The organism is Providencia sneebia DSM 19967, assembly GCF_000314895.2.
Taxonomy (GTDB): Bacteria; Pseudomonadota; Gammaproteobacteria; order Enterobacterales; family Enterobacteriaceae; genus Providencia; species Providencia sneebia.
Window position 1 is genome coordinate 484,621 of the sequence record NZ_CM001773.1, and the last position, 12,230, is coordinate 496,850.

Annotated in this window: 11 protein-coding genes and 1 rRNA gene; 4 read left to right on the forward strand and 8 right to left on the reverse strand. The window is 39.3% G+C overall.

Annotation, left to right across the window (positions count from 1 at the left end):
• Nucleotides 1-107: 107 nt before the first annotated feature.
• Both rrf and OO7_RS01900 read left to right on the forward strand, forming a co-directional pair.
• A 5S ribosomal RNA gene (gene rrf / locus OO7_RS01895) occupies nucleotides 108-223 on the forward strand.
• Nucleotides 224-934: 711 nt separating this feature from the next.
• Entirely contained in the window at nucleotides 935-1,345 is a 411-nt protein-coding gene (locus OO7_RS01900; protein WP_008914270.1) for a hypothetical protein, read from the forward strand.
• 200 nt (nucleotides 1,346-1,545) lie between these two features.
• Here the strand turns inward: OO7_RS01900 and actP are convergent, their stop codons facing one another.
• From actP to acs, 3 genes are all read right to left on the reverse strand, one after another.
• Nucleotides 1,546-3,195: a cation/acetate symporter ActP gene (gene actP / locus OO7_RS01905; RefSeq protein ID WP_008914271.1), complete on the reverse strand. Its 1,650-nt coding sequence runs from the start codon at nucleotides 3,193-3,195 to the stop codon at nucleotides 1,546-1,548.
• Nucleotides 3,192-3,503: a DUF485 domain-containing protein gene (locus tag OO7_RS01910; protein WP_008914272.1), complete on the reverse strand. Its 312-nt coding sequence runs from the start codon at nucleotides 3,501-3,503 to the stop codon at nucleotides 3,192-3,194. Before OO7_RS01910 ends, actP begins: the two co-directional genes overlap by 4 nt.
• Nucleotides 3,504-3,571: 68 nt before the next feature.
• A complete protein-coding gene (acs, locus tag OO7_RS01915) occupies nucleotides 3,572-5,527 on the reverse strand; it encodes an acetate--CoA ligase (protein WP_008914273.1) in 1,956 nt (651 codons plus the stop codon).
• A 412-nt stretch (nucleotides 5,528-5,939) separates the two neighbouring features.
• Between acs and sodA the strand changes: the two genes are divergently transcribed.
• Together sodA and yiiM are read left to right on the forward strand one after the other, a co-directional pair.
• Complete coding sequence (gene sodA / locus OO7_RS01920) at nucleotides 5,940-6,566, forward strand: superoxide dismutase [Mn] (RefSeq protein WP_008914274.1); 627 nt, start codon at nucleotides 5,940-5,942, stop codon at nucleotides 6,564-6,566.
• A gap of 346 nt (nucleotides 6,567-6,912) precedes the next feature.
• The gene (yiiM, locus tag OO7_RS01925) at nucleotides 6,913-7,596 is read left to right on the forward strand and encodes a 6-hydroxyaminopurine reductase (RefSeq protein WP_008914275.1); all 684 of its coding nucleotides are present in this window, start codon (nucleotides 6,913-6,915) and stop codon (nucleotides 7,594-7,596) included.
• 75 nt (nucleotides 7,597-7,671) lie between these two features.
• Here yiiM and trpS read toward each other — a convergent pair whose 3' ends face one another.
• From trpS to OO7_RS01950, 5 genes are all read right to left on the reverse strand, one after another.
• Nucleotides 7,672-8,709 (reverse strand): tryptophan--tRNA ligase, encoded by a 1,038-nt coding sequence (gene trpS / locus OO7_RS01930; protein WP_008914276.1) that lies wholly within the window; start codon nucleotides 8,707-8,709, stop codon nucleotides 7,672-7,674.
• Between the two features lie 19 nt (nucleotides 8,710-8,728).
• The gene (locus OO7_RS01935; RefSeq protein ID WP_008914277.1) at nucleotides 8,729-9,421 is read right to left on the reverse strand and encodes a phosphoglycolate phosphatase; all 693 of its coding nucleotides are present in this window, start codon (nucleotides 9,419-9,421) and stop codon (nucleotides 8,729-8,731) included.
• Nucleotides 9,418-10,092 carry a ribulose-phosphate 3-epimerase gene (gene rpe / locus OO7_RS01940; protein ID WP_008914278.1) on the reverse strand — a complete coding sequence of 225 codons (675 nt, stop codon included), beginning with the start codon at nucleotides 10,090-10,092 and terminating at the stop codon, nucleotides 9,418-9,420. Before rpe ends, OO7_RS01935 begins: the two co-directional genes overlap by 4 nt.
• 34 nt (nucleotides 10,093-10,126) lie before the next feature.
• Nucleotides 10,127-11,011 (reverse strand): adenine-specific DNA-methyltransferase, encoded by an 885-nt coding sequence (gene dam / locus OO7_RS01945; protein WP_008914279.1) that lies wholly within the window; start codon nucleotides 11,009-11,011, stop codon nucleotides 10,127-10,129.
• Nucleotides 11,012-11,092: 81 nt separating this feature from the next.
• Nucleotides 11,093-11,971, reverse strand: coding sequence for an SPOR domain-containing protein (locus OO7_RS01950; RefSeq protein WP_008914280.1), 879 nt, complete (start codon nucleotides 11,969-11,971; stop codon nucleotides 11,093-11,095).
• Between the last annotated feature and the right edge of the window lie 259 nt (nucleotides 11,972-12,230).

Here is a 12,230-nt window from a genome sequence, read left to right on the forward strand (position 1 = left end):
GTTCAATAAACGTGAGAAGCCGAAAGGTGAAGGACACAGCAGCTTGTTCGAGATTAATGATTCTGGTTGAGGCABGAAAGTKGCTTAACGGGAATAAACAGAATTTGTCTGGCGGCAATAGCGCGGTGGTCCCACCTGACCCCATGCCGAACTCAGCAGTGAAACGCCGTAGCGCCGATGGTAGTGTGGGGTCTCCCCATGTGAGAGTAGGGAACTGCCAGACATTCAATTAGTGAAAAAGCCWYCCATTGGGTGGCTTTTTTGCGTTTGGGCTTTAGCTGATTTAAGTCACGTAAGCGCCTTAAACATAAAACCCCGGCTTTGCAGGTGGAGTCAAAGGGGTATACCAAGAAAAACACCTCTCCGCTACGATATAGATGTTCAAGCTAATATTTGTAACCTAAATAAGAAAAGATGTTTATAGGCATTATGCAGTTGTTTATTATTTGGGGAGCAGAAAAATTTTCCCTATTTTAGCATTTTTATCTTTTTTAATATTTTGCCTTTTTAATGAAGATGGCATGATAACACATTGAATGATAATAATTAATTATCACTATCAATGAGTAAACTTGATATATTTTAACAAATATTTTTTATTCTTTGATTATTTTTCTGAATGAATATTGAAACTAATATTTATCAGTTATAAAAAATAATCATTAATATTAATCTGTTAATTACAACTTCTTTTTTACACCTCAATCTCTATGATTATTTTTTCTTTTTATTACCAAACAGTAAATTACTTGCTAACTAAAACAGTTAATTAATGTTAATTTGATGTTGCATTAAATTAACACTATACTACCAAAAATTAACACAAGCGAATTCTCTCTATTTAATCGTGTTATAGATAAAATTAGTAAGTAAAAACAATTACCTAAATTGTTATCTTACCAATAATATAATCTTGTTGATTAAGGTGGGTAAAATGAAAAATAGTCAAGTATTCCAAAAAATTATTTGTGTCAGCAAACAGCAAGAAGAAGAATTTAATAATGGACAAACAGGTGCAACAATTTTGTTTTTACTGGTCGCATTTTTTGTCCCATTTTTATTGTTAAATGCTGTACGCCAGTGGCTACAGGTTGATTACAATCTTGTTTCTGTTTTCGGTATGTTTGCTATTAGCGCAGTGCTGACATTTATTCTCTATAGAGCATTTAATATTAGTGAGAAATTTGCGGATAAAACTGCTTCATTGACAAGATTGTTTTCTGACTATATCCCTAATAATTCTGCTGAATTTATAACATTACAATCGGCTTTGAAAAATAATCCAAGTAATCGTTTCGAACTTGTTGACGAATGGGTCAATGCTGAGAAAGCGACTTACGCTTGAATGAATTTAGATAATTATAAACCTATTTATTAAGCAGCTATTTTGTCGATACAGAATAGCTGCTTTTTTTATTCTTTATTTGTAAAAGTAAGAATACAAAACAATAAAATAGCTAAAAAATATTACGTAAATACATTACATAATAAAAGGCAACTCAGTAGCTAAGTTGAGTTGCCTTTTTGATTAGATGATTGTGTGGATTAGTGTGATTTTCCTTGTTCAATACCTAATCCAATTTGTGAACGAATAAACTGTTCTTTAAAGCGTTCTCTTTCCATTTTTCCTTGCTCTGAATTATCTGTGATAGAAAAGAACCAAGCAGCCACAAAAGCAACTATCATGGAAAATAAGGCAGGGTATTCATAAGGATAGATAGGTTTTTCATGGTGTAGAATACTGACCCAAATAGTAGGACCTAAAATCATCAACATGACGGCGGTGATTAGCCCTAACCAGCCTCCTGCTAATGCGCCTCGAGTTGTCAGCTTTTTCCAGTACATAGATAATAAAATTATCGGGAAGTTACAACTTGCTGCGATAGAGAATGCTAAGCCAACCATGAAGGCAATATTTTGATTTTCAAATAAAATACCTAATCCGATGGCAACAAATCCTAAAATAACAACAGTAATTTTAGAGACCCGTAATTCATCTTTTTCATTTGCATTTCCGTTTTTCATCGCCATAGCATATAGGTCATGTGAAACGGCAGAAGCACCTGCTAATGTTAATCCTGCAACAACTGCGAGGATGGTGGCAAATGCGACAGCGGAGATAAAACCAAGGAAGAAATTACCGCCAACAGCATCTGCTAGGTGCACCGCAGCCATATTGGTTCCACCAATTAACTTACCTGCTGCATCTTTAAATTCTGGATTTGCGCTGACAAGGACGATTGCACCAAAGCCAATGATAAAGGTTAAAATATAGAAATAACCAATAAATCCGGTGGCATAGAATACGCTTTTACGTGCTTCTTTTGCATCACTGACCGTGAAGAAACGCATAATAATATGAGGAAGCCCTGCTGTACCAAACATAAGTGCAAGTCCTAATGATAGCGCTGATATTGGATCAGAAACTAATCCACCAGGGCTCATTATCGCAATCCCATTTTTATGAATTTCAACGGCTTCTTTAAATAATGTGTTGAAATTAAAACCGACATGCTTCATTACCATGACAGCCATGAATGTTGCACCCGCTAGGAGCAATATTGCCTTGATAATTTGTACCCATGTTGTTGCCAGCATCCCTCCAAATAAGACATATAGCACCATAAGGATACCAACAATAACCACAGCAACATGGTAATTTAATCCAAAGAGTAACTCGATGAGTTTTCCTGCTCCGACCATTTGGGCAATAAGGTATAGTGCGACGACCACGAGCGAGCCAACAGCAGACAAAATCCGTATGGGTCTTTGTTTTAAACGATAAGATGCAACATCGGCGAAAGTATAGCGCCCAAGGTTGCGTAATCTTTCAGCGATAAGAAATAAAATAATTGGCCAACCAATAAGAAACCCGATGGAATAAATCAGCCCATCATAGCCCGAAGTATAAACGAGCGCCGAAATTCCTAAGAATGATGCGGCAGACATAAAATCACCGGCTATCGCCATTCCATTTTGAAAACCTGTAATTTTACCACCAGCGGTGTAGTAATCAGAGCGAGAACGTGTGCGTTTAGAAGCCCAGTAAGTGATATAGAGTGTGAACCCAACAAATAATAAGAACATCACGATGGCTTGAATATTTACTGGTTGCCGCTCTACATCACCCGTCAAAGCATCTGAAAAAGCGCTTTGGGAGATAAAAAATAGAATAATAGGTAAGAATTTTATCATTTTTCTACCTCCTCTAAAATTTCAGCTGTCAGGCGGTCATATTCGCCGTTTGCACGAATGACATACAAACCCGTTAGGATAAAGGAAATAACAATCAGCCCAACGCCAACAGGTATCCCTCTAGTGATATAGGACCCTTCACTAATTGGTGTGCCTAGCCATTCAGGGTCGAAAGCAATCAGAAAAATAAAACCGACATACAGTACTAATGTGATCCCAGACAACAACCATGAAAATCGACTACGTTTCTTAACGAGTTCTTTAAAGCGAGGATTATTCTCTACCTTTTCATAAGCAGTAGCATTCATCAGAGTTCCCCTCTGTTATCGTTTTATTGATGTGTTTGCAAGGTCGCCAATCAAGGCGACCTTTGAAACTATGGAATATTAATTGACTGTTTTTCTTCGAGTAGTTTCTCGACAACACTTGGATCGGCTAATGTGGAAGTATCTCCTAAATTACTGGTATCACCAGATGCAATTTTGCGTAAGATACGGCGCATGATTTTACCGGAGCGGGTTTTAGGAAGGGAATCCGTCCAGTGTAGAACATCAGGTGTGGCAATTGGGCCTATTTCTTTACGCACCCAATTTCGGACATCTGTGTATAATTCAGGTGAAGGCTCTTCTCCAGATATTAATGTGACATAAGCGTAGATAGCTTGTCCTTTAATATTGTGAGGGATCCCCACAACAGCAGCTTCTGCAATCTTTGGATGTGAAACGAGTGCTGATTCAATTTCAGCTGTCCCTAAACGGTGCCCTGAAATATTTAAAACGTCATCAACACGACCTGTTATCCAAAAATAACCATCTTCATCTCTACGTGCGCCATCTCCACTGAAGTACATACCTTTGAAGGTAGAAAAGTAGGTTTGCTCGAAGCGATCATGGTCGCCATATAAAGTACGCGCTTGGCCAGGCCATGAGTCAACAATGACAAGGTTGCCTTCACAAGTGCCGTCTAAAGGTTCTCCAAGATTATCAACTAGCGCAGGGCGAACACCAAAGAATGGGCGTGTCGCTGATCCTGGCTTCAGCATCGTTGCACCAGGAAGCGGTGTGATCATAAATCCACCCGTTTCTGTTTGCCACCATGTATCCACAATAGGACAACGGCTATCGCCAATCTTTTTATAAAACCATTCCCAAGCTTCTGGGTTGATGGGTTCCCCTACAGAGCCAAGAATACGCAATGATTTTCGAGAAGTGCCTTCAATGGCTTTATCACCTTCAGCCATTAGGGCACGGATTGCCGTTGGCGCGGTATAAAGAATATTGACCTGATGTTTGTCAACAACTTGGCTCATTCGATTCACTGCTGGGTAATTTGGGACGCCTTCAAACATGAGAGTTTTTGCGCCATTAGATAATGGGCCATACAATAAGTAGCTGTGACCTGTAACCCAACCAACATCGGCGGTACACCAATAAACTTCTTCAGGGTGGTAATCAAACGTATACTTAAAGGTGAGGGTTGCATAAACCAAGTAGCCGCCAGTTGTATGTAAAACCCCTTTAGGTTTTCCTGTTGAGCCTGAGGTGTACAGAATAAATAGTGGGTCTTCCGCATTCATCTCCTCTGGTGGGCAATCAGCACTGACACCGCTGATAAGGTCGTGCCACCACAAATCGCGCCCTTTAACCCAACTTGGAACCTGCCCAGTACGTTGGTAAACAATCACGTTTGAAACAGTGGTGACATTAGGGTTTGCGAGGGCATCATCCACATTTTTCTTTAATGGGATTGCGCGGCCAGCACGTAAACCTTCATCTGCGGTGATGATTAACTTGGCTTTACAGTCGATGACACGACCAGAAACCGCTTCAGGTGAGAAGCCAGCGAAAATAACAGTATGAATAGCACCAATACGAGCGCATGCTAACATCGCCACAGCGGCCTCAACAACCATTGGCATGTAAATAGCAACGACATCACCTTTACGGATACCTTGCTGTTTTAACACATTGGCAAATTGGCATACATCGTGATGTAATTCACGATAAGTCACATTTTTGGATTGAGAAGGATCATCACCTTCCCAAATGATAGCTGTTTGATCTGCTTTCTCGGCGAGATGGCGATCTAAGCAGTTAGCGCTTAAGTTAAGGGTTCCATCTTCAAACCAGCGAATACTAATATGGCCTGGATCGAAGGAAGTATTTTTTACTCGAGTATAAGGCTTGATCCAATCAATAATTTTCCCTTTTTCACCCCAGTACTTTTCTGGGTTCTGAATAGAGAGTTGATAGTCGTCGTTGTACTGTTGTTCGTTTATCAGGGCATTTTCTGCAATTTCAGCAGGAACGGGATGCTTTGTTATTTGAGTCATATTATTATCTCCTTGCAGATGTTAATACTATGTCAAAAAATCGTTAACTAAAGCTGAAAAATAGAATTTGTTTTTCTTTTGAGCGGAAGATCACGTATTAATAGTGGTGTTTTTAGCAGGATTATCATTTGATGCGAAATACACAATTGAAATAATCATCTGATGATATGGATAAATAAAAGATTAAAGAAAATAAAAGCGTGTTAATATTGGGATTAGTTGCTAAATAAATTAGTAATGATAGTTAATGCAAAAAACCACACAAATAGTGTCAGGTTTATAATGATTTTCATTAACAGTAAAATAACTATAATGAAGATCTTTTCACAAGGTGTGAAGTTACTGAAGTGTATGCCCTATGGGTTTCGCATTTCAAATGAGAAATAGAGTAATCGTCACTGGAGACAATATAATGAGCTATACATTACCTGCTTTACCTTATGCTTATGATGCACTGGAACCTCATTTCGACAAGCAAACCATGGAAATCCACCATACTAAGCATCACCAAACGTATGTTAATAACACCAATGCAGCATTAGAAAAATTACCTGAACTCGCAAATCTTGATATTGATGTATTAATCCAACAATTGGATAAAGTTCCTGCTGATCAACGCACTTTTGTTCGTAACAATGCGGGTGGCCATTCAAACCACAGCTTCTTCTGGAAAAACCTAAAACTGGATACTGAGCTGAGCGGTGAACTGAAAGCGGCAATCGAGCGCGATTTCGGAAGTGTTGACGCTTTCAAAGATCTGTTTGAAAAAGCAGCTGCTTCACGTTTTGGTTCTGGCTGGGCATGGTTAGTTCTAAAAGATGATGGCAAACTTGCTGTGGTATCGACAGCAAACCAAGATAGCCCGCTGATGGGTGAAGCAATTTCTGGTACATCTGGTTACCCAATTATTGGTCTGGATGTTTGGGAACATGCTTATTACTTGAAATATCAAAACCGTCGCCCTGACTACATCAAAGCTTTCTGGTCAGTTGTGAACTGGGATGAAGCTGCAAAACGTTTTGCTGCAAAAAACAAATAATCATCTAATGTGATTATTGATTATAAACAGGTGCTTTTTTAAAGCACCTGTAGTTATAGACAAAGTGGGATCAAAATAGTTTTCCCACTTGTCTTATCAGCCAAAAATGAATTAACTGATTTCCTGTTATATTTTCAACACTGATTTGGTTTGTTAGCTTCCTTAAATTACCGATATTTACCAGATTTTTCTGCCACACAACTTTCCTATTTCCCCCATTTTCATTGTGCACGATATAAACTGTTAAATTATTGCCGAAAATAATCAATATAAGGTTATGATACTTGCTTAGTGTTAGCAGATTAATTGGCTGAATTTAAAGCATAATAATGAAGGTACTATTTTCATGAAAAATCATCTTCAAGTTTATATTGGTGAAGTTCAAGCGACACAAGCCTGTGGAAATAGTGCTATTTATAAGCGCCAAGTTGATGGGTTGTTGTCATTAGAGCAGCTCGGCCTAGTCGGAGATGAACAAGCGGAAAAACGGTTCCACGGTGGGCCTGATCGCGCATTGTGTCACTATCCAGCGGAGCATTATCAATTTTGGATCAATGCTTATCCTGAATTAGAATCACTATTTACACCGCCTGCTTTTGGCGAAAATATTTCAACCCTAGGAATGACGGAAGATAACGTTTTCATTGGTGATATCTATGCATGGGGGGATGCCCGCATTCAGGTAACACAACCTCGTTCCCCCTGCTATAAACTTAATGGGTTAACAGGAATTGAAAATTTTTCTCAAGTGATGCAAGAGAATGGTCGTTGTGGTTGGTTGTATCGCGTAATAAAAACAGGCTCTGTGAGCGCACAGATGCCAATTAAACTATTAAGTCGTAATAGTGATGTGTCAGTTCAAGAGGCCATTATGATTGCGTTTCATGCACCTTTTGATGAAGAACTATATCAGCGATTATTAGCTGCGGCAGGGTTGTCAGCAAGTTGGAGCTTAACGATGCAAAATAGGCTCGAGTTTCATCGGATTGAAGATTTTAGCCACCGTTTATTTGGTAAACGTACGGCATAAGAAAAGTTGATAGATAGAGAAAAACGAGGTTGAAGATTGGAAAGCAGAGGTGTTTAACCTCTGCTTTAGTCTTGATTATGGGCGTTTTACAAAGCCAATTGCATCATAAACTTTATCTAAGGTGACTTGCGCTCTCGCAGACGCTCTTTGTGCCCCTTCACTCATGATTTTATTCAATAATGCTTCATTATCACGGAAGTGGTGATAGCGCTCCTGTAATGTGGTTAGCATGTCAGAAACGGCATCGGCAACAGCACCTTTTAGGTGACCGTACATCTGCCCTTCAAATTGCGCTTCAAGTTCAGAAATACTTTTACCTGTTACGCCTGATAGAATATCAAGTAAGTTTGATACACCGGGTTTATTTTCAATGTCATAAATAACACGAGGCGGCTCTTCTGAGTCAGTCATTGCGCGTTTAATTTTTTTCGCAGCACCTTTTGGATCTTCTAACAGCGCTATGAGGTTATTGCGATTTTCATCTGATTTAGACATTTTCTTGGTCGGGTCTTGAAGCGCCATAACACGCGCACCACCGCCAGTAGGAATGAATGGATCAGGAACAGTGAAAATATCACCATATAGCGTATTAAAGCGCTGAGCAACATCACGGCTTAATTCGAGATGCTGCTTTTGGTCAATACCAACAGGTACTTTATTAGTTTGATATAGCAGAATATCGGCAACCATTAAAACGGGGTAATCAAACAAGCCAGCATTAATGTTTTCAGAATGGCGTGCTGATTTATCTTTAAATTGAGTCATACGACTCAATTCGCCAAAATAGGTGTAACAGTTTAATACCCAGCTCAATTGCGCATGTTGTGGAACATGTGATTGTACAAAAATGGTGCTTTTCTCGTGATCAATACCGCAAGCAAGGTACAGGGCGAGTGTATCTAGTGTTCTTTTATGTAACTCAACCGGATCTTGGCGCACGGTAATTGCATGTTGGTCAACGATACAATAGATGCAATCATAATCATCTTGCATCTGTACCCACTGACGTAGCGCACCCATATAGTTACCGATGGTTAATTCACCGGAAGGCTGTGCGCCGCTGAATACGATAGGTTTTKGGGATTGCTTTGTTTTTTCAGTGGGTTCACTCATTTTTATTTATGTCCTTTAATTATTTTGGATCAGATAAACCGATAGTTGGCAGAATATCTGAAAAGTGTGTTAAAACACAATCAGGCTCGCTTAATGCGATAGATTCACCATAGTTATAACCATAAGTTAGACCAACACAAGGGCATTGTGCATTTTTCGCTGCAATAATGTCATTGCGAGAATCACCAACAAACAGCAATTCTTCTTTCCGTAAGCCAAATGTACCTAATGTAAGATATAAAGGCGCAGGGTGTGGTTTTTTTTCTTTTACATCATCGCCACCCAGAACAAGAGAAAAGTAGCCATCAATGCCTAATTTTTTCAGTAATGGTGCAATAAAAGGTGTTGGTTTATTCGTGACAATTGCCATTGGTATTGCATGTTTAGCAAGTTCAGCCAGGGTTTCTTTAACCTCAAGGAATAGCTTACTCCCAGTTGTCACGGATGTGGCATAAAATTTATCAAAACTTTGACGAACTGCTTGATGTAATTCTGGTGTGATGGTTGCGCCAGCCCAAGTTAGTGCGCGATCAACCATGATATCTGCACCATTGCCAACCCAAATTGAGATGCGCTCTTTACCTGCTGGTGGAAAACCATGTTCTTCTAATGCATTATCTAATGCTTCAGCTAAGCCACCCGCACTGTCAACAAGTGTGCCATCTAAATCAAAAGCAATGGCTTTGATATTTTCTAAGCTTTGTTGTGTCATTGAGATACCTTCTCTAGCTCTTTACGCATTGCATCAATGACGGTTTTATAATCGTGGTGACCAAAAATGGCTGAACCGGCAACAAAAGTGTCTGCCCCCGCAGCGGCAATTTCTGCGATATTATCTACTTTAACACCGCCATCAATTTCTAAACGAATGTCGTAACCACTTTCATCAATCATTTTGCGAACCTGACGTAATTTTGTCAGTGTATGAGGAATAAATGATTGCCCACCAAATCCTGGATTGACAGACATCAGTAAGATCATATCAACTTTATCCATCACATAATCAAGATAAGAAAGTGGTGTGGCTGGATTTAAAACAACGCCCGCAGTACAACCATGTTCTTTAATGATTTGTATTGTTCTATCAACATGTTCGCTGGCTTCAACATGGAAGCTAATGTGGTTTGCACCCGCTTTAGCAAAATCAGGAATAATTCGATCTACCGGTTTGACCATCAAATGAACATCAATAGGTGCAGTGATGCCGTAATCACGTAAAGCTTTACAAATCGGTGCTCCAAATGTGAGGTTAGGAACATAGTGATTATCCATAACATCAAAATGTATGATATCTGCTCCTGCTTCGAGGACTTTGGCGGTATCTTCGCCTAAACGAGCAAAATCTGCAGATAAAATAGATGGGGCAATGAGAAAATCTTTCATTATTATCTCCGATTATTTAAACACTACCTGAAGATCATTCCGTGCCTGACGGAAGGTGTATTATGTGGCTAAGTGCGACATTACTCGTCTTTTTGGTAGCCTCTTTCACGCTATATAATGCCAATAATTCATTGACCTTATTACGATTAAGTATATTCCGGCTGATAGTCCGACGAACTTTGACTATATGTAATGTCGCTTGATCATACCACTCCCTCGTCAATGGTGTGTCATGATTTGAGATCAGAACAGGAATTTTGCGATCTGACGACAAATGGCGAGCTAACTTGGCAAGGTTCATTTGTTCTTGTGCACTAAACGCATTGGTGTGATATGCCGTGAAATTAGCGGTTTCAGATAAAGGCGCATAAGGGGGATCACAGTAAACAACCATACCTGACTTAGCGGATAACAGCGTTGTTTCATAATTCTGTGTGAGGAAGATTGCTCTTTGCGCTTTATCGGCAAACCACAATAATTCTTCTTTAGGGAAATAAGGTTTTTTATAGCGCCCAAAAGGCACATTAAACTCTCCGCGAGAATTATAACGACATAACCCATTGTAACAATGGCGGTTTAGGTAGAGGAATAACACACTGCGGATAAACGGATCAGTCGATTGATTAAAGGCTTCTCGTTTAAGATAGTATTGTTCCGAGGTATTAAATTCAGGTGTAAAAACTTGACGGACTTCTTCAATGAAGGAGTCTGTTTGATTTTTTACTGTGTTGTAGAGGTTAATAAGGTCACTGTTGATATCAGCTAAGATGTAAGAATCATAGCTGGTGTTTAAAAAAACAGAACCAGCTCCAACAAAAGGCTCGATTAAGCAATCACCCTGTGGAAGATGTTTTTTGATATCTTCCACAATTGGGTATTTTCCGCCAGCCCATTTCAAAAAAGCGCGTGTTTTTTTCATGCCGTCTTATTGTTACAAACGTTTAGAGTGATAATTAAGCACTCTTTCTGGACAGCATAATGCGCCCTCGATAAAACGTTGTTATTTTTGATCCTGTTGAACTTGCTTCATATTTCTAACCCAAGGTTTTTTCGCTTGAATTTCAGCTGGTAAAGTTGCTATGGCACTTTTAGCTTCATTGACAGAACGATAATTACCATGAATTAAAACATACCAAGTTTGTCCATTACGGATTGTTTTATAAACTTTGTAATTAGTCAGTTTATTTTGTTTAGCGAAAGCTTCTAGTGTGTCAGAGCGGCTTGCACTGCTTAGTTGTAATGTATAATTACTTGCCGGAGCAGACATCAGATTACCGCTTTGTTTGTTACTTGCAGTCGTCGTTTTTGTCGGCTGTTTAGTTTGCACTGGCTGAGTATTTACTACCGGTTTTGGTTGTACTTTTTCTGTTTTCACAGGCGGTGGAGTTTGTGGTTTAGTCACAGGCTCCGTCTGAGTAATTGGTGGTGGTGCAATATTTTGCGTACCGGTATTTGATGATTGGCCTTGGCTCAAAGCATCAGCAACATCACCTGGAATTTCAATTCGCTCACCATAATTTTGCCCTTGCAGCGATTCGGCTTGGGTTGGCAACGGATTGATTGGTGGCATATTAATATCTTGCGTAGACTGATTATTACTGAGAGAGGAGGAACCAGACAGGTCAATATTACGTTCATTTGACGTATTTGTCTGTTGTTTCTCATGCTCTGTTGGCGCTTTTAACGCAGAGCTAATCGCAATAATCAAAAGTAATAATACAAGTACACCTACACCAATCATAATATGTTGGCGAGAAAGGGTAATTTTGGATTTTACAGATGAAACTGAAGCACGATTGCGACCCGCAGGTCTATCTGATGTGTCCGGCCGTAAGTCATTCTGTGCTTGAGGCTGATTATCTGGTTTGAATTCGTCCACTTTCCCCTCCCGAATAAATATCGCCTAATGATAGAGGCAATATCGCTCTTTTCATTTCGGCCTTATAACAATCAATAAATTAACTTGTTTATAAAAGTCATGATTGTCATCAATAATGCAATTCACTCATTTTACATGAATTGAGAATGATATGCCTATTATCTACAGTAAAACCTAACCAAGAGTAGATGCTATAGCTTAAAGCATACATCATAATCTAACGATTTTATGCTATATCTGCCAGTAACATTTTAAATCA

Coding starts and splice junctions, on each gene's coding strand:
- OO7_RS01900 (WP_008914270.1), top strand. CDS start 935: ATGAAAAATAGTCAAGTATTCCAAAAAATTATTTGTGTCAGCAAACAG.
- actP (WP_008914271.1), bottom strand. CDS start 3,195: ATGATAAAATTCTTACCTATTATTCTATTTTTTATCTCCCAAAGCGCT.
- OO7_RS01910 (WP_008914272.1), bottom strand. CDS start 3,503: ATGAATGCTACTGCTTATGAAAAGGTAGAGAATAATCCTCGCTTTAAA.
- acs (WP_008914273.1), bottom strand. CDS start 5,527: ATGACTCAAATAACAAAGCATCCCGTTCCTGCTGAAATTGCAGAAAAT.
- sodA (WP_008914274.1), top strand. CDS start 5,940: ATGAGCTATACATTACCTGCTTTACCTTATGCTTATGATGCACTGGAA.
- yiiM (WP_008914275.1), top strand. CDS start 6,913: ATGAAAAATCATCTTCAAGTTTATATTGGTGAAGTTCAAGCGACACAA.
- OO7_RS01935 (WP_008914277.1), bottom strand. CDS start 9,421: ATGACACAACAAAGCTTAGAAAATATCAAAGCCATTGCTTTTGATTTA.
- rpe (WP_008914278.1), bottom strand. CDS start 10,092: ATGAAAGATTTTCTCATTGCCCCATCTATTTTATCTGCAGATTTTGCT.
- dam (WP_008914279.1), bottom strand. CDS start 11,011: ATGAAAAAAACACGCGCTTTTTTGAAATGGGCTGGCGGAAAATACCCA.